This is a genomic window from Mitsuaria sp. BK041 (assembly GCF_014193085.1).
Classification (GTDB): Bacteria; Pseudomonadota; Gammaproteobacteria; order Burkholderiales; family Burkholderiaceae_C; genus Roseateles.
The window spans coordinates 145,718-162,107 of record NZ_JACHYT010000001.1 but is presented as its reverse complement, the minus strand read 5'-3'; the positions used below and the strand labels follow the sequence as shown (position 1 = coordinate 162,107).

15 protein-coding genes are annotated in these 16,390 nt (G+C 70.6%); 7 read left to right on the top strand and 8 right to left on the bottom strand.

Annotation, left to right across the window (positions count from 1 at the left end):
- Nucleotides 1-137 precede the first annotated feature (137 nt).
- Entirely contained in the window at nucleotides 138-1,808 is a 1,671-nt protein-coding gene (locus FHT38_RS00690; RefSeq protein WP_183488887.1) for an OFA family MFS transporter, read from the bottom strand.
- A 697-nt stretch (nucleotides 1,809-2,505) separates the two neighbouring features.
- Between FHT38_RS00690 and FHT38_RS00685 the strand changes: the two genes are divergently transcribed.
- The 4 genes from FHT38_RS00685 to FHT38_RS00670 are packed head-to-tail and all read left to right on the top strand — an operon-like array spanning nucleotide 2,506 to nucleotide 7,384.
- Nucleotides 2,506-2,880: a hypothetical protein gene (locus FHT38_RS00685; RefSeq protein WP_147241657.1), complete on the top strand. Its 375-nt coding sequence runs from the start codon at nucleotides 2,506-2,508 to the stop codon at nucleotides 2,878-2,880.
- Nucleotides 2,881-2,936: 56 nt separating this feature from the next.
- A complete protein-coding gene (locus FHT38_RS00680; RefSeq protein ID WP_183488884.1) occupies nucleotides 2,937-3,785 on the top strand; it encodes a hypothetical protein in 849 nt (282 codons plus the stop codon).
- Nucleotides 3,786-3,795: 10 nt separating this feature from the next.
- Nucleotides 3,796-6,786, top strand: a complete 2,991-nt coding sequence (locus tag FHT38_RS00675) for a TonB-dependent receptor (protein WP_183488881.1) — start codon at nucleotides 3,796-3,798, stop codon at nucleotides 6,784-6,786.
- Nucleotides 6,787-6,838: 52 nt separating this feature from the next.
- Nucleotides 6,839-7,384, top strand: coding sequence for a cysteine hydrolase family protein (locus FHT38_RS00670; protein WP_183488878.1), 546 nt, complete (start codon nucleotides 6,839-6,841; stop codon nucleotides 7,382-7,384).
- Between the two features lie 56 nt (nucleotides 7,385-7,440).
- On the opposite strand, the gene FHT38_RS00665 is transcribed toward FHT38_RS00670, so the two are convergent.
- The 4 genes from FHT38_RS00665 to FHT38_RS00650 form a co-directional block, all read right to left on the bottom strand.
- Nucleotides 7,441-8,211, bottom strand: coding sequence for a Crp/Fnr family transcriptional regulator (locus tag FHT38_RS00665; protein ID WP_091720109.1), 771 nt, complete (start codon nucleotides 8,209-8,211; stop codon nucleotides 7,441-7,443).
- Nucleotides 8,212-8,373: 162 nt separating this feature from the next.
- Nucleotides 8,374-9,072, bottom strand: coding sequence for a flagellar basal body L-ring protein FlgH (locus tag FHT38_RS00660; RefSeq protein ID WP_183488875.1), 699 nt, complete (start codon nucleotides 9,070-9,072; stop codon nucleotides 8,374-8,376).
- Nucleotides 9,073-9,113: 41 nt separating this feature from the next.
- Nucleotides 9,114-9,674, bottom strand: coding sequence for a cell division protein FtsI (locus FHT38_RS00655; protein ID WP_183488872.1), 561 nt, complete (start codon nucleotides 9,672-9,674; stop codon nucleotides 9,114-9,116).
- 11 nt (nucleotides 9,675-9,685) lie between these two features.
- The gene (locus FHT38_RS00650; protein WP_183484479.1) at nucleotides 9,686-10,033 is read right to left on the bottom strand and encodes a hypothetical protein; all 348 of its coding nucleotides are present in this window, start codon (nucleotides 10,031-10,033) and stop codon (nucleotides 9,686-9,688) included.
- Nucleotides 10,034-10,074: 41 nt separating this feature from the next.
- On the opposite strand from FHT38_RS00650, the gene FHT38_RS00645 reads away from it, so the two are divergent.
- Nucleotides 10,075-10,392: a hypothetical protein gene (locus FHT38_RS00645; protein WP_183488869.1), complete on the top strand. Its 318-nt coding sequence runs from the start codon at nucleotides 10,075-10,077 to the stop codon at nucleotides 10,390-10,392.
- Nucleotides 10,393-10,622: 230 nt separating this feature from the next.
- On the opposite strand, the gene FHT38_RS00640 is transcribed toward FHT38_RS00645, so the two are convergent.
- The 3 genes from FHT38_RS00640 to dmeF all read right to left on the bottom strand — a co-directional run bounded on the left by FHT38_RS00640 (nucleotide 10,623) and on the right by dmeF (nucleotide 12,207).
- A complete protein-coding gene (locus tag FHT38_RS00640; protein WP_141225181.1) occupies nucleotides 10,623-10,844 on the bottom strand; it encodes a hypothetical protein in 222 nt (73 codons plus the stop codon).
- Nucleotides 10,845-11,054: 210 nt separating this feature from the next.
- Nucleotides 11,055-11,195 carry a hypothetical protein gene (locus tag FHT38_RS00635; protein ID WP_158238683.1) on the bottom strand — a complete coding sequence of 47 codons (141 nt, stop codon included), beginning with the start codon at nucleotides 11,193-11,195 and terminating at the stop codon, nucleotides 11,055-11,057.
- A gap of 55 nt (nucleotides 11,196-11,250) precedes the next feature.
- Nucleotides 11,251-12,207 (bottom strand): CDF family Co(II)/Ni(II) efflux transporter DmeF, encoded by a 957-nt coding sequence (gene dmeF, locus FHT38_RS00630; RefSeq protein WP_183488866.1) that lies wholly within the window; start codon nucleotides 12,205-12,207, stop codon nucleotides 11,251-11,253.
- A gap of 83 nt (nucleotides 12,208-12,290) precedes the next feature.
- Here dmeF and FHT38_RS00625 point away from each other — a divergent pair, with 83 nt between their 5' ends.
- Entirely contained in the window at nucleotides 12,291-12,566 is a 276-nt protein-coding gene (locus FHT38_RS00625; RefSeq protein WP_147241483.1) for a metal/formaldehyde-sensitive transcriptional repressor, read from the top strand.
- Nucleotides 12,567-12,661: 95 nt separating this feature from the next.
- The gene (locus FHT38_RS00620) at nucleotides 12,662-16,348 is read left to right on the top strand and encodes a CheR family methyltransferase (RefSeq protein ID WP_310737389.1); all 3,687 of its coding nucleotides are present in this window, start codon (nucleotides 12,662-12,664) and stop codon (nucleotides 16,346-16,348) included.
- Nucleotides 16,349-16,390: the final 42 nt, after the last annotated feature.

Here is a 16,390-nt window from a genome sequence, read left to right as displayed (position 1 = left end):
CCCCCGAGGGGTGGCGGGCCGGCTTGGGGCGGCCCGGCGCTCGGCCCGCCCCTCGCTAACAAGGAAGAATGGCAGACCGAGGTCTGCCATCGATGGTCACAGTATCGGCGCTGCTTTGGGGCGCCGTACGGTGAGGGTCAATTGAAGAACTTCGCGACCGTCAGCAGGGTCTTGTAGATGCCCCAGGACAGTGGAATGCCAACGGCCAGCCAGGCCAGGACCACCAGGCCCACCGGCGTCGCCTTGCCGGCGCCCGGGCCGCTGCCGACTTCACTGGCGGCAGCCTTCTCGTGGGCCAGCTTCTTCTCGATGGCCAGTTCCTCGTCGCTCATGAAGTGCTTCGCAGCGACCGGGCGGATGGCCAGGTTGGCGATCAGGCCGATCACCAGCATGCCGACCAGCACATACATGGTCTGGTTGTAGACCTGCTCGCGGGGGATGCCCAGGCCGAGCTGGTACTCGCGCATGTAGCCGATCACGACTGGGCCGAGGATGCCGGCGGTGGCCCAGGCGGTCAGCAGGCGACCGTGGATCGCGCCCACCATCTGCGTGCCGAAGAGGTCACCCAGGTAGGCCGGCACCGTCGCGAAGCCGCCGCCGTACATCGACAGGATGATGCAGACCGCGCCCACGAAGGCCAGCTTGTGACCCGCGGCGGCGCTGCTCGGCAGGCTGGCGTACAGCAGGCCGCCCAGCACGAAGAACACCGTGTAGGTCATCTTGCGGCCCAGCTTGTCCGACAGCGAGGCCCACACGAAGCGGCCGCCGATGTTGAACAGGCTCAGCAGTGCGGCGAAGCCGCCGGCGATCGCGGCGATCGCGGCCAGCTGCGTCTTGTCGAGGTCGGCGAACTTGGCGTCCACGCCGATCAGCGAGCCACCGAAGATCTCCTGCAGCATCGGGCTGGCCATGCCGATCACGCCGATGCCGGCCGACACATTCATGCAGAGCACGATCCACACCAGCCAGAACTGCGGGATGCCCCACACCTTCTTCACGTGCACGTGGCGCTGCGTGATCATGGCGTTGTTGGCCTGCGCCGGCGGCGGGGTCCAGCCCTCGGGCTTCCAGCCGGTGGGCGGCACGCGGTAACCCAGCGCGCCCGCGACCATGAAGACGAAATAGATCAGCGCCATCACGACGAAGGTCTGCGTCACGCCCGGGTCGGTCGGCGTGGCGAAGCGTTTCATCAGCTCCACCGCCAGCGGCGAACCGATCATCGCGCCACCGCCGAAGCCCATGATGGCCATGCCGGTGGCCATGCCACGGCGGTCGGGGAACCACTTGATCAGCGTCGACACCGGCGAGATGTAGCCCAGGCCCAGCCCGATGCCTCCGATCACGCCGGAGCCGAGGATCATCATCCAGAACTGGTGGGTGTGGATGCCGATCGCGGAGATCAGCATGCCGCCGCACCAGCACACGGCTGACACCAGGCCCGCCTTGCGGGGACCGGCGCGCTCCAGCCAGCCGCCCCAGATCGCGGCGGCGCAGCCCAGGAACACGAAGAACAGCGTGTACATCCAGCCGAGCGTCGCGACGCTCCAGTCGCACTCGGTGGTGAACAGCTGGGCGAAGAAGCCCACGTCCTTGCCGCAGGCGGCGCCGGCTCCGGCGGTCTGCAGCATCTTGGACAGCGGCAGCCAGAACACCGAGAAGCCATAGGCCATCCCGATGCACAGGTGAATGGCCAGCGCGCTGGGCGGCACGAGCCAGCGGTTGAAGCCAGGAGCGGCGATGGTGCGCTCCTTGTCCAGCCAGCTCGAGCCAGCGGATCCGACGCTCGGGTCGGTCAGCACAGTAGACATGGGTCCTCCTCAAACAATGAATGGCGACCGCGACGCGGCCCGCTGATGGGCGACCCTCTCCGAACCCTCAAACGGGATGGGTCGGCCGCGTCCCGCGTTCCGGGGTCCCCGTGTCCCTTTCGGCATCAACGACCTGCAAACACAGCAGGGGTTGGTTACGGCCTGAAAGAGTTGAGGCAGAACGCTCGCGGCGGGCGCGATCTTGACGCATGTCATTGACATTCATTGACAACCACACATAGCAAACGGACATCTATCGCACGAAACCGACAGCCGGTAACTATGGGGCGGCCGGCGGTTACCCGTAGAGGCGGCGTTAATTCGGGCGAATGACGCACATCACCCCCGGTTCGGGGGCGATCCCCGGGGCGGCGATTGTTGAGCGCGCCACAACGGTGCATTTCCGCTCACGCATTTTTACGGTCCGGGTCTTTGCCTATTGTTGGGACCGTTCCCCCGTCTCCAAAGGCGTCCATCAGCGCCTTCTTCACCGGACCACCTCGTCGAGGTCGTCCGGTTTTTTATTGCGTGGGAATCGCGCTTGCCCCGATGAACACGAGGATGTATCGGGGTGAAACCTGCCGTTTGTCCTACAAGACCTCGCGTCCTCTGCCCACGTTCCGCTCCCCGTCCACGGTCCACAGTAGGTCCTAACCGATCTCACCGATCGGCCCCTCAAGCCCAAAGGAGAGACTAGATGAACGCGACCAAATCCCTCGTGACCGGTGCCGTTGCCCTGACCGCCTTCGCCAGCGTGCTGGGCCTGGCTTACGCCCAGGTGGAGAACTCGACCGAGTCGACCCAGACGCAGACGACGCAGGAGCAGTACCCCGCCACGCAGACGGAGCAGCAGGCCCCCGCTGACCAGAGCATGACGCCGGCCGACCAGGCGGCCCAGTCGACCCAGTCGACCGACCCGCAGTCGCAGACCCAATCCGAAGCGCAGTCCCAACAGGCTCAGCCGCAGTCCTCGGACCAGTGGCAGAACCAGCAGTCGCCGTCGTCGCAGCAGCCGCTGCCGAGCGAGCCGACCAGCGCTGGCGAGCCGGCCCCGCGCGCCGACCGCAACTGAGCGTGACCCGCTCATCGCCGTCCAGCCCCGCTGACGCCTTTCCCTGAGAGCCCTCCATGCTGCGCGCCTCCAGCGGCTATTACTTCAGCGATCCCCCGCCGGCCGAGCCGGCGCGGCGGCGGATTCCTGAAGCGCTGAAGGAACGCGCCGGATGGGCGGCGCAGGGATTGGCGATCGGGCTGGCCGGTGCGCTGCTGGCCTGGCCGGCGGCGACCTTCCTGATGAAGCAGCTGCGCCCGGCGCCCGTCGCCGTCGCGAAGCACCTCCCCTCTTCCCCGGTCCAGCCCGTCGTCCAAGCCCCCGCGCCAGTGCCGCGGACCGGCACGGCCGATTTCGGCAAGACCAAGGTTTCCAAGCAGGCCCGCCAGCTGGCCCAGTGGGTGATGGCGGGCTGGGATCACAACGGTCGTCCGTTCGCGATCCTCGACAAGCGCCAGGCGCGCGTGCTCGTCTTCAACGCCGACGGCAAGCTGCAGGCCACCACGCCGGTGCTGCTCGGTTATGCCGCGGGCGACGACAGCGTCGCCGGCATCGGCCTGCGCCCCATCGCCGAGGTCAAGCCCTCCGAGCGCACCACGCCGGCCGGGCGCTTCGTCGCGCAACCGGGCAAGAACGCGCTGCACGAAGACGTGCTCTGGGTCGACTACGACGCGGCCGTGTCCATGCACCGCGTGCGGCCGACCAACCCGGCCGAGCGCCGCCTCGAGCGGCTCGCCTCCCCGACGCCCAAGGACAACCGCATCAGCTTCGGCTGCATCAACATGCCGGTGAAATTCTTCGAGCAGACCCTGTGGCCCACCTTCGGCAAGCGCGGCGGCATCGTCTACGTGCTGCCCGAGAAGAAGTCGATGGAGCAGGTCTTCGCCGAGCAGATGCGCCGCGCCAAGGCCGGCCCTTCCACCTGACGCCCGGTCCATGACCGTGCGCCGCTCCACCCGCCCTTCCCGCTTGTCCCGCCACGGCTCCGCCTGGCTCGTCGCGCTCGCGCTGGGCGCGGGCCTCGATGCGCCGGTGTCGGCGCAGGTCAGCCGCGCGACGGTCCGCGGGCTGGTCAACGCGCCGGCCGGCACGCAGTCCGGCGGACTGACGATCCTGGCGGTCAATGCCGCCACCGGCGCGCGTTATCGCACGGCCACGCGGGCCGATGGCCGCTATGCGCTGATCGGCCTGGCGCCCGGCGACTACACCATCACCGTGGTCGGCCCGGACGGCGCGACGCTCCGTTCCGAGCGCATCACGCTGTCCGTCGGCGAGAGCGCGGCGCTGGACCTGGGCGATGCGCCGGCGGCGCCCGGCGCGGCCGATGCGGTGCAGCTGGGCCGCGTCACCGTGCAAGGCAATGCGACGCGCCAGGGCGTGAAGGATTCGCAGTTGGGGACGGTCGTCTCGCAGCGCATGATCGAGGCGCTGCCGCAGAGCACCCGCAACTTCCTCAGCGCCGCGGACCTCGCGCCGGGCGTGGCCTTCTCGACCGATGCGGGCGGCTTGAGCCGGGTGCAGTCGGGCGCGCAGGACTTCGACCACCTCAACGTCTTCATCGACGGCGTGGGCCAGAAGAACAACATCCTGCGCGGCGGCGTCAGCGGCCAGTCCGACACCCGCGGCAATCCGTTCCCGCAGTCGGCGATCTCCGAATACAAGGTGCTGACGCAGAACTACAAGGCCGAGTTCGACCAGGTCAGCAGCGCCGCGATCACCGCCGTGACGAAGTCCGGCACGAATGAATTCCACGGCGAGGTCTACGCCGATCGCACCGGCACCAACTGGCGCTCGATGAATGCGCTGGAGAAGGAACGCGAATCGCAAGGCGTGCCGCGCCCGTCGTCGCAGAAGTACGAGTACGGCGGCAGCATCGGCGGCCCCATCGTCAAGGACAAGCTGCATTTCTTCCTCGCCTACGATGGCAAGCGCATCGAGGACTCGCGCCAGATCGCCGGGCAGAACTTCGAGAAGCTGCCCGAGGCCGGCATCGTGCCCACGCTGCGCGCGCGCCGCGGCAGCCAGGTCGACCCGTTCCACGAGGACCTGCTCTTCGGCAAGCTCGACGCGCAGATCAACGACGAGCACAAGCTCACCTTGAGCGCGCGCCTGCGCCGCGAGACCGATCGCATCGCCGAGGACCGCAACCTCTCGCTGCCCGGCAACGACAAGGAGCGCCGCAATGACGAGACGCGGGTCGACCTGAAGCACGAGTGGTCGCGCGGCGACTGGCTCAGCGAGGCGCGCCTGGGCTACGAGGACTACCTCTGGAATCCCAGGTCGGCCGCGGACGCGGCGCTGGTGCGCTACAAGGTGTCGACCGCATCGCCGCAGGTGCTGACGACCTCGCAGGACGTGATCCTGGATGGCGGATCGCCGGATGCGCAGCGGCGCCAGCAGCGCGGCGTCTTCGTGTCGGAGGAACTCACCTACACCGGCTTCGACGGCCACGTGATCAAGGGCGGCGTGAAGCTCAAGGCGATGCGCTACGACCTCAGCGGCACCGCGAATTCGGTCGACGCGGTCGACGTGCTGATCGACACGGCCACCGGCCTGCCCTATTGGGACGGCACCAACTGCACCGGCACCAACGTTTCCAACAACGGCAGCAGCAGCGACCAGTGCAACATCCGCCGCGCCACCGCGCCGGCGCAGGCCCGCTTCAACAACCGGCAGTGGGGCCTCTATCTGCAGGACGACTGGAGCGTGACGCGCCAGCTCGAACTCAACCTCGGCGTCCGCTGGGACTACGAGGACAACATGCTGAACAACGCCTATGCGACGCCGGCCGACCGCGTCGCGGCGCTGCTGGCGGCGGACGTGCCGCGCTTCGGCATCGCGCCGCCGGCGGGGCAGACCTACGCGCAGTCGCTGGCCAAGGGCGGCATCGAGGTGTCGCGCTACATCAGCAGCGGCAACTCCCGCAAGGCCTTCAAGCAGGCGATCGCGCCGCGGCTGGGCTTCTCCTACGACGTCTTCAGCGACCGCAACACGGTGGTCTTCGGCGGCTACGGGCGCAGCTACGACCGCACGATGGCCAACCACGCGCTCGACGAACTGCAGAAGAACCAGGCCCCGGGCGGCGAGATCTGGTTGATCCGCAACGACCTGAAGATGCCCTACGCGGACCAGTTCAGCATCGGCGTGCGGCAGGCGCTGTCGCCGACCTGGAACGGCGAGATCGCGCTGAGCCGCATCGAGGCGAAGCACCAGTTCGTCTGGTTCAGCGGCAACCGCGACGCCAACGGCGGCTTCGCGCAGCAGTCGGCGCTCGATCCGCTGTGGGGCGGCCCCGATGGCTTCGGCCAACTGGTGCTGGGCGACTCGATCGGCCGCACGCGCACCGACTCGGTCTTCGTGAAGGTGGACCGGCCCTACAGCGCGGCCTCGGGCTGGACGGCGACGCTGGCCTACACCTACAGCGATGCCAGGACCACCAACCTGCAGTGGAGCAACGACACCTTCGACTGGACCTACGGACGCGCGGGGCGCGGCTGGAATCCCAGCACGCTGGTCGACAGGCACCGGCTGGTCGGCGCGTTCATGACCGACAAGCTGCTGCCCTGGGGCCTGAGCTTCTCGGCCAAGGGCACCTACGCGAGCGGCTTCCCGCGTCGGCTGACCAACTGCCTTGCCGGCACCGCGCAGTGCGTCCTGATGCGCGGCGATGCGCCGAGCTACCGCCAGGTCGACATCAGCCTCGGCAAGGCCTTCAAGTACGGCCTGCACCAGGTGGCGCTGCGGCTCGATGTGCTGAACGTCTTCGGCGCCGACAACTACGCCGGCTTCGACGACTGGGTCGGCATCGCCCCGCCCGCGGGCCAGCCGACGAATCGCCTGGGCGGCGACAACCTCAACCTCGACAAGCCCAATACCGCCCGCGGCGACAACCGCGCGCTGCGGGTGGTGCTGACCTACAAGTTCTGAGGCGGCGGGAGCGGCGTATGCTCGCCGGCTTCTCCCCTGCCCGGCGACCGTCATGACCACTGCCCTGCTCATCATCGACCTGCAACGCGCACTGTGCGTGGGCGAGTACGCCTGCCACGACGTGGACGCGGTGATCGGCCGAATCAACGACCTGATCGCGCAGGCGCGCGACACCGGCACGCCGATCGTCTTCGTCCAGCATGAGGAGGACGGCTGGGAACCGCTGCGCCATGGCAGCGAGGGCTGGCAGCTCGACGACCGGCTGCAGGCGCGGCCGCAGGATCCCCGGGTGCGCAAGACCTCGCCCGACTCGTTCCACCGGACCGAGCTGGACGCAGTCCTGAAGGGCCTGGGCGTGACCCACCTGGTCGTGTGCGGCGCGCAGAGCGACTTCTGCGTCGACACCTCGACGCGCCGCGCGCTCAGCGCGGGCTACGACGTCACGCTGGTCGAGGACGGCCACACGACGATCGCCAATGGCGCGCTGACCGCGCCGCAGATCATCGAGCACCACACGCTGATCCTGCGCCACCTCAACAGCTTTGGTCCCGCCATGAGCGCGAAGCCGGCGGCGGAAATCCGCTTCGGCGCGGCCTGAGCCGACGGCTGCCGAGCGTCCCTCCCGCCGGCCGCTCCCGCCGGCCTCCCGCCGCGCTACTTCAACGCCGTGCGCGCGCTGGCCAGGCGCGACAGCGTCATGTCGCACTGGTCGACGGTGCCGATGCAGTCCAGCCCGCGCGATTCCACCTCGCTCATCAGGCTGAGCCAGGCATTCAGGCCCTCGAGCGTCACCTTCGTGCGCGAGGTCCGACTCCAGCCGCGTTCGGCGAGCTGGCCCAGGTAGATCCAGGTCTGCCGGCGCGACAGGCCCGACAGCTGCCCGATGCAGGCCTGCGACACCGGCAGCGCCAGGCTGTTGCTGGCCGCGCCGCCGCGCTGCGAGCTGCTGAGCGCCGCCGCCAGCGTGGCCAGCACGCTGATCAGGCGCTGGAAGCCGTTGCCGGCCAGTCGCATCGTGATCTGGTCCTGCAGCCGCGACGCGGTCGCCGCGTACAGCTCGCCGGTGGCCGCGTCGCGTTGCGGGGCGTGGGTGTCCTTCATCCGCGGCAGCGGGATGTGGATGGTGGTGACGTCGACCAGCGCCGTCACGTCGTAGCGCGCCGCCAGCTGGCCCAGCGGCGAATCCGCCCCGATGACGTCGCCCAGCCACAGCGCCGCCACCGCCACGCGGGTGTCGGCCGCGACCTTGGCCGCGAGGAAGGCGGCACCGCCGCTGATCGCGATCCATTCGGCCAGCGGGCTGCCGGCCTCGATGATCTTCTGGCCGCGTCGATAGGTCCGCACCTGGCCGTCGGCCAGCCAGTCGTCGGGGTTGTCCGTCTCGCCGTTGTGCGGCACCTGCGTCGCCTTCGTGTTCATGCTCATGCTGGATGGGATCCACCGGGCCAGGCTCCGCCCTCCGCGCTGCATGCGGAAGGTCTGCGAAGGCCTGACGGCGAACCGTGGGTTATAGAAGCGGACCGTCCCCGCCGATCGGTCGATAAGGCCGGTGAGGTCGGCCCGGTTTGCCGGTTGACCGCGCGCCGGTCACCAGATGGACAGGCTCCGCGCCAGGACGCGCTGCAGCCAGCTGCGCGACGAGGCCTCGGACACATCGCCCTGCGCGACGCTCTCCAGGCTGGCGTTCACCACGTCGCGGGAAGCCACCACGTTGCCCGGGCGGATGTCGCGCGGATTGACGATGCCGGAGAAGCGCAGCGTGTTGACGCCCTTGTTCAGGCCCACGTTGCGCTCGCCCGCCACCAGCAGGTTGCCGTTGGGCAGCACGTTGATCACGCTCACCGCCACCTGCGTGACGAAGCTGTTGTCGGTCTCGGTCGTGCCCGAGCCCTTGAAGGCATCGCTGCCCGAGGCGGTCGCGTCGATGTTGAGCAGCCGCTCCACCGCGCCGACCTTGCTCTGGCCGCCCGGCCCGCGCACCGCGAGCCGGTTGTCGCGGCTGGTGTCGGTGGTCTGCTTCTGCGTGGCCTTGAGCGTCTCCTGGATGTCCACCTTCAGCGTGTCGCCGATCGCGCTGGGCCGCTTCTCGCCCGAGAACAGCGAGGTGGGCGACATGCCGGGCTGGTAGATCGCGCCGTTGCTGGGCCGCTCGATGTACATCGGCGCCTGCGGCGGCGCGACCAGCATCGGCCCGGGCACCGTGGGCGGCGCACCGGCGCAGCCGCCCAGCGCGGCGAGCGCGCCGGCGGCGGTCGCCAGCGCGGCGGCGCGGCGGGCCGCGCGCATGCGGTGGCGAGATTGCTTGCTCGAGATCACATCCCTCTCCCTCAGCTCTGGAAGCCGGTGACCAGCGCCTTCACGACCGGCGCGATCTTGTTGCGTGTCCCGGCCCATCGGGCCAGGCCGAAGTTCTCGTCCGCGACGTAGCTGCTGGTGGACAGCAGCGTGCCGTCCGACCGATGCAGGCTCAGCGACGCGGCGCTCAGGTTGGCGCGGTAGCCGCTGGCCATCGGCGGCACGCCCCATTCGATGGTGGCGACGTAGCGCAGCCAGACGCCGCACTGCTGCAGGCCGGTGCCGGGCTCGTAGACGCGGCTGTCGACGCCCTGCCCCTTGAGCTCCACCTGCAGCGCCGGGACCAGGTCCTCGAGCGGCGCGTTGCGGTTGAATTCGATGCACACCGCGCGCACCGGCGCATCGCCGTGATGCACGGTGTTGCTCGCCCGGGCCGGCGCGGCAGTCGCCAGCGCGGTCGAGGTGGCCGCGCTGGCGCCCTTCACCAGTTCCCAGGCGGGGACCGGGCTCAGCACGGCGCAGCCGCCGAGCGCCATCGCCGCGGCGTGGACCATGACGACGGCGGCGAGCGGCCGGATGAGGGACGGGCGCATGGCGGCGGGCCTCACACCAGCTCGTCGAGCACGGCGCCGCCGCCCAGCGCGGCCATCACGCCGTAAGCGACCACGTTGCCCAGCACCTGGCCCACGGTGCCGGCGACATCGCCGACGGTGTCGGTCACCGTGTCGGCGGCGGTCTCGACCGCGTCCAGCGTGTGGTCGGCCAGCGCCTGCAGGCCCTGGGCGCTGATGGTGGCGGTGACGCCGAGCACCGGTCCCAGCGTCAGGCCCGGACCGCCGCGGGACGGGCCCGACGACGCGCCGGACGAGGTGGCGCGGCTGGCCTCGGCGGAGGGGCCGTCGGACGAGGTGGCGAGGCTGGCCAGGCCGGACAGGAAGGGCACGCTGCTCAAGGCGGACTCCCGGGGCTCAAGGCCGAGCGGCCAGCGCGGCCGTGTCCAGCGACAAGGTGCTCGGCACCGGCGAGGCGGGCGTCGGCGAAGCAGCCGTTGACGAAGCGGGCGCCGCGGTGGTGGCTGCAGCGTTGGCCGCGCTCGCGACGGCCGACGCGAAAGGCGATGCGACGGGCGCGGTCGCGGCCGGACCGGGGGCGGCCGCCTTGGCCTCATTCAGCGCCTTGGAGAAATCGGCTGCGCCCGACTTGGCGCCCTTGGCCGGTCCCGAAGGCGCCGGCGCGCCGGCCCGGACGGCCGGCGACGGAGAAGCGGAGGACTTGACGTGCATGGCGAAGCGCTCTCGTTCGTTGGGGTGAACGGATTCTTCGCCGCGGCCGTCGGGCGGCATGCGCGGATGAGCGCGAGGAACTCAGCGGTCGCCGCGAGCTCGGTGAACTGCGTCACCGAGGCCAGGAACTGGGCGGCGTCGACCCCGTTCCCTCCGCTCAAGTTCGCGCGGAAGCGGCGTCGTGCGGGCGATCAACGCCCTCGGCGCGCGAGGCGCGTGCGGGCGGTCATGAAGGGGGGAAGGGAACGCGGAGGGCGGTCAGGGGCGACGCTGGAGCTCGAGCGCCTCGGTCCACTCGTCCCAGCTGGACTCGCTGACCTCCAGGCCTTCCAGCGCGGGCGTGTCCTCGATGGGCCAGCCGGACGGGCTGAACGGGATGCGCCGCTGCAGCAGCAGTTCGGTCTGGCGCAGGATGTGCTGCATGACCGAACCGAGGGGGTGACCGGCGTCGCCGGTCGGGGGCGCGAATCGTTGTCGCATGGTCCTCTCCTGTCGAACCCCCACTATCGGCGGGGGCCGGTGCAAGTGCCATCCCACCATAGGGTGGACATGGAGGGATGCGAGCGGGAGCGGGACGAAAGGCGGTGGGGGACGGTCGAGCGGTCACGGGGGAGGCGACACGCGCGACGACAGGCCGGCACAGGATCAGATCGATCATTTCGAGCTGATCGATCTGATCATCCCGGTGGCTCAGATCACCTGTCGCAGCAGTGCATACAGCGCGATGCCGCCGGACACGACGGCGCAGGCGGTCTTCACCGAGCGATTGGCCACGAAGGCGCCGATCAGGCTGCTGACCAGGATGGCGGCGAGGAGGTAGTTGGTTTTCATGGGCCGCGATTGTGGCGGCGTGCCGGTGCCGGTCGACCCGGCGCCGCGGCGCGGATCAGACAGTCGCGCTCACGGGCCGGTTGATCTCGACGGTCACGTGAACAAGTTCCTCATGCACCGACAGCAGCCGGCGGACCTCGTCCGGCCGCGCCTCGGGATGGTCGGTGACCAGCGACACGATGCAGGCGTACTGGGCCCGGCCCACGCGCCACACATGCAGGTCGGCGATCGCCGCCGGCCAGGGGGCGGCGGCGATGACCTCGCGGACCTCGTTGACGACCGGCGCGTCCATCTCGGCGTCCAGCAGCACGCGGCCGGTGTCGCGCAGCAGCCCGCGCGCCCAGACCGCCACCAGCGCCGCGCCGGCGATGCCCATCGCCGGATCCAGCCAGTCGGCGCCCCAGAACCGCCCGCCCAGCAGGGCCACGATGGCCAGCACCGAGGTCGCCGCGTCGGCCAGCACATGCAGATAGGCGGCGCGGAGGTTCAGGTCGTCATGACCGTGATCGTGGGACGCCGCGTGGCCGTGGCCGTGGCCGTGGCCGTGATGATGGTGCTCGCCGCGCAGCAGCCAGGCGCAGGCGAGGTTCACGAGCAACCCGAGCGCCGCCACCGCGATGGCCTCGTCGTAATGGATCGGCGTCGGCGCGAGCAGCCGCTCGACCGACTGCCACAGCATCAGCCCCGCGACGCCGATCAGCAGCAGCGCGCTGCTGTAGCCGCCCAGCACCTCGATCTTCCAGGTCCCGAACGCGAAGCGGCCGTCCTTCGCCCAGCGCCGCGCCGCGCCATAGGCCAGCACCGAAACGCCCAGCGCCACCGCGTGCGAGCTCATGTGCCAGCCGTCGGCCAGCAGCGCCATCGAGTTGAAGACATAACCGCTGGCGATCTCCGCGACCATCATCGCGACGGTGAGCAGCACGGCCCAGCGCGTGTTGCGGGCGGCGAGCGGGTTGCCCTCGTCAAAGACATGCGTGTGCTGCCAGGCGGCGATGGAGGTCGTGGAAGGCATGGGAAAAGCCGGTCCCGGCCGGCGTTGTCATACTCCCCCCCAGTATATGAGCCGGCTGTGCGGCGTCGCTAGAATGCCGCGCCATGGCACACACGACCACCGGCCGGAAGAAGCTGCTCACGCGCATCCGCCGCATCCAGGGGCAGGCGGCGGCGCTGGAGCGCGCCGTCGACCAGGACGCGGACTGCATGGCCGTGCTGCAGCAGATCGCCGCCATCCGCGGCGCGGTCAACGGGCTGATGGCCGAGGTGCTGGAAGGCCATGTGCGCGAGCACCTCGGCGCGCCGGGCCTGAGCGCCGAGCGGCGCGCGGCCGAGACCGACGCGGTCGCGGCGCTGCTGAAGTCCTATCTGCGCTGAGCGCCCGCGGGCGCGGGGCGCGAGGGGTAGACTCCGCCGCACCTTTCAAGACAACGGGGTCTCGGGTGGATACAGAGGAGCGGCGTCCCTTGCGGGTGGTGGTGCTGGGCGGCTCGGCAGGCAGCATCGACGCGCTCGGCGCCATCCTCGGTGCGCTACCGCACGAACCGGGCTTCGCGGTGCTGGTCATCACGCACCTCGATCCCAACGAGGAATCCCATCTCGCCGAGGTCCTGCAGGAGCGCACCGTCCTGCCGGTGGAGCGGCTCGAGCACCTGGCCAAGGTCGAGCACGGCCGCGTCTACGTGCTGCCCGAGAACGCCGGCGTGATCGCGCTGGACGGCCACTTCCGCCTCACCCGCCGCCAGCCGGGCCTGCACCTGCCGATCGACGGCTTCCTCGCCACGCTGGCGCAGGACCCGGACCAGGACGGCGCGGTGGTCATCCTGTCCGGCACGGGCCAGGACGGCGCGGCCGGCATCGTCGACCTGAAGGCCAGCGGCGGCTTCGCGATCGCGCAGGCGCCGGGCACCGCGGCCCATGACGGCATGCCGGTCGCGGCGATCAACACCGGCCTCGTCGACGAGGTGCTGCCGCCGGCGGACATCGCCGGCGCGCTGGTGCGGCGCTTCGGGCAGCCGCACCAGGAAGGCGGGCTCCCCGGCTCCGCCTCCGGCACGCAGGACGCCGATGCGCTGGAGACGGCGCTGTCGATCGTGCAGCAGAAGGCCGGCGTCAACCTGGGCTACGTGAAGGACGTCAACCTGCGCCGGCGCTTCCTGCGCCGCGTGCTGCTGCAGAAGGACCGCGACGTCGCCGCCTACCTGCAGCTGCTGCGCAGCGATCCCTACGAAGCCGCCGCGCTGCGCGACGACGTGCTGATCGGCGTGACGGCCTTCTTCCGCGATGCCGAGTTCGTCAACGTGCTGCGCCAGGTCGTGCTGCCCAAGCTGCTGGCGCTGCGGCATGACCCGATCCGCATCTGGGTGCCCGCCTGCTCGACCGGCGAGGAGGTGTACACCATCGCCATGCTGCTCAAGGAGGCGATGAACGCCGAGGGCATCGCGCGCCGCGTGCAGATCTTCGGCACCGACATCAACGAGGCCTCGATCGAGACGGCGCGCGCCGGCCGCTACGGCGCGGCGGCGCTGGAGAACGTGCCGCAGGCCTTCCGCGACGCGGCCTTCCTCCCCAGCGCCGGCGGCTACCTCGTGGCCAAGGACCTGCGCGAGATGTGCGTCTTCGCGCGGCACAACCTGCTGGCGCATGCGCCCTTCTCCGGCATGGGCCTGATCAGCTGCCGCAACATGCTGATCTACCTGCGCAAGGAAGCGCAGCAGCATGTCTTCGAGGTGCTGCACTACGCCTGCCGCAACGACGGCTTCATGCTGCTGGGCCGGGCCGAGGCGGCCTCGGTCGCCGATGGCTTCGAGCATGCCGGCGCGCCGCACCTGTACCGCAAGCTGCCGAACTCGCGCCGCCAGCGGCCGCTGTTCCCGATCGACGCGCTGCGCCCCTGGGTCAGCGACAGCGATGCGCCGCGCGTGCCGCAGGCGCCGCCGCCGGACCTGGTCAGCGGGGCGGCCGACCGCGTGGCGCTGGCGCGCTACGCCCCGCCCGGCTTCGTCGTGAACGAGAGCGGCGACGTCGTGCAGTTCCGCGGCGACGTGGCCGCCTTCATCGCGCCGGCCAGCGGCGAAGCAACGCTGGCGCTGCCCCGGCTGCTCGACGCCGAGCTCAACGTCCCGGTGCGCACGGCGCTGATCGAGGCCAAGCGCACCGCGCAACCGGTGCGGCGCGAGCGGGTAGCGTTCCGCGACCGTCGTTATGCGCTGGAAGTGCTGCCGCTGGAGACGGGGGAGGCCCTGCAGCACTTCCTCGTCACGCTGGCGCCCGAGGCGGACGAGCCGGTCGCCGGCGTGGCCTCGGCGCTGTCGGCGCCGCCGTTCTCGCCGGGCGGCGCACGGGCGCGCGTCGACGAGCTCGAGCGCACCGTCACGACGCTGTCCGATGAACTGGAGGCCACGCAGGCCCAGCTGCGCACGCTGGTCATCGAGTTCGAGTCGGCCAACGAGGAGCTGCGCACCGCCAACGAGGAGATGCTCAGCACCAACGAGGAGCTGCAGAGCGCCAACGAGGAACTGCAGAGCGCGAAGCAGGAACTCGAGTCGGCCAACCAGGAGCTGATCTCGCTGAACGAGGAGCTCAAGTCGCGCAACGACGAGCTGGACCAGGTCAACGACGACCTCAGCAACCTGGTCGAGGGCATCCCGCTGCCGGTGGTGCTGCTGGACCGCCAGCTGCGCCTGCGCCACGCGTCGCCGCAGGTGGCGCAGCTCTTCGGCTTCGAGCCCGCGGCCATCGGCCAGGCGATCGGCCAGCCGGTCGCGCTGGTGACCTCGCGCTTCGCGGTCGGCCAGCTGGAGCAGTTGGTACAGGCCGCCGTGCAGGGCCTGGCGCCGGTGGAGCACGAGCATCAGGACAACGAGGGCCGCTGGTGGCTGATCAACGTGCGGGCCTACCGCACCGCGGATGAGCGCATCGACGGCGCGGTGATCGCCTTCCAGGACATCCACGAGCTCAAGTGCGCGCTGGGCTCGGCCCAGCATGCCCGCGACGACGCGGAGCGCGCCAACACCGCCAAGGACGACTTCCTGGGCATGGTGTCGCACGAGCTGCGGGCGCCGCTCAACGTGATCGCCGGCTGGGCCTCGGTGCTGAAGCAGTCGCAGGAGCGCGGCGTGCTCGCCGAGGCGACCGCCACCCGCGCGATCAGCACCATCCTCAAGCACTGCCAGGCGCAGGCGCAGCTGATCGACGACCTGCTGGACGTGTCCCGCATCGCCTCGGGCCACCTGACGCTGGAGATGCGGCCGCTGGACCTGTCGGCCTGCGTGCGCGCGGTCGTCGACGGCCTGCAGCCCACCGCCGAGGCGCGCGGCCTGACGCTGAGCGGGACCGGCCTGCAGCAGCCGCACCGCATCCAGGGCGACCAGCGCCGGATGCAGCAGATCGTCTCCAACTTGGTCGGCAACGCGCTGAAGTTCACGCCGCGCGGCGGCCGCATCGGCGTGACGCTCAGCCGCATCGGTCCCACGGTCGAGCTGGCGGTCGTGGACACCGGCATCGGCGTCGCCGTCGAGCTGCTGCCGCGGCTGTTCGACCGCTTCACCCAGGCCGACATCACCCGCACCCGCGAGTACGGCGGGCTGGGCCTGGGGCTGTCCATCGTGCGCCACCTGGTGCTGGCGCACGGCGGCACGGTGACCGCGCACAGCGAGGGCGAAGGCCGCGGCACGCGGCTGACGGTGCGTTTCCCGGCGGCGGAACTGGTCTCGGACACGCCCGACGCGCCGCCGCGCGAAGGCGTCACCGCCGACCTGCACGGCCTGCGCGTGCTGCTGGTCGACGACGACCCGCATGCGCTGGACGCGCTGCGGCATCTGCTCGAGTTGGCCGGCGCACAGGTCTGCGCGGCCGGCTCGGTCGACCAGGCCTGGGCCGCGGTCACGGCCGCGGCGCCGGACGCCGCGCCCCATGCGCTGGTCAGCGACGTGGCCATGCCGGGGGCGGACGGTTATTCGCTGATCCGTCGGCTGCGGGCGCATGAGCGCGACCGCGACGCGGCCGGCGGCCCGCCGCTGTATGCGGTCGCGCTGACCGGCCTGGCCACGCTCCAGGACCGCGATGCCGCGATCGCGGCCGGCTTCGACGACCATCTCGCCAAGCCGGTGGACGTCGACCTGCTCGTCGAGAAGCTGCTGATCGCCAAGCCGCGCTGAGCGAGCCTCGAGCTCAAGCCATCACGACGCCAGGTCGCAGCG

Bases quoted from the DNA above. Each gene is read 5' to 3' on its own strand.
- FHT38_RS00655 (WP_183488872.1), bottom strand. From the start codon at position 9,674: ATGCGCCCGTCCCTCATCCGGCCGCTCGCCGCCGTCGTCATGGTCCAC.
- FHT38_RS00625 (WP_147241483.1), top strand. From the start codon at position 12,291: ATGGCACACACGACCACCGGCCGGAAGAAGCTGCTCACGCGCATCCGC.
- FHT38_RS00680 (WP_183488884.1), top strand. From the start codon at position 2,937: ATGCTGCGCGCCTCCAGCGGCTATTACTTCAGCGATCCCCCGCCGGCC.
- FHT38_RS00660 (WP_183488875.1), bottom strand. From the start codon at position 9,072: ATGCGCGCGGCCCGCCGCGCCGCCGCGCTGGCGACCGCCGCCGGCGCG.
- FHT38_RS00665 (WP_091720109.1), bottom strand. From the start codon at position 8,211: ATGAGCATGAACACGAAGGCGACGCAGGTGCCGCACAACGGCGAGACG.
- FHT38_RS00685 (WP_147241657.1), top strand. From the start codon at position 2,506: ATGAACGCGACCAAATCCCTCGTGACCGGTGCCGTTGCCCTGACCGCC.
- FHT38_RS00635 (WP_158238683.1), bottom strand. From the start codon at position 11,195: ATGAAAACCAACTACCTCCTCGCCGCCATCCTGGTCAGCAGCCTGATC.
- FHT38_RS00640 (WP_141225181.1), bottom strand. From the start codon at position 10,844: ATGCGACAACGATTCGCGCCCCCGACCGGCGACGCCGGTCACCCCCTC.
- FHT38_RS00690 (WP_183488887.1), bottom strand. From the start codon at position 1,808: ATGTCTACTGTGCTGACCGACCCGAGCGTCGGATCCGCTGGCTCGAGC.
- FHT38_RS00675 (WP_183488881.1), top strand. From the start codon at position 3,796: ATGACCGTGCGCCGCTCCACCCGCCCTTCCCGCTTGTCCCGCCACGGC.
- dmeF (WP_183488866.1), bottom strand. From the start codon at position 12,207: ATGCCTTCCACGACCTCCATCGCCGCCTGGCAGCACACGCATGTCTTT.
- FHT38_RS00670 (WP_183488878.1), top strand. From the start codon at position 6,839: ATGACCACTGCCCTGCTCATCATCGACCTGCAACGCGCACTGTGCGTG.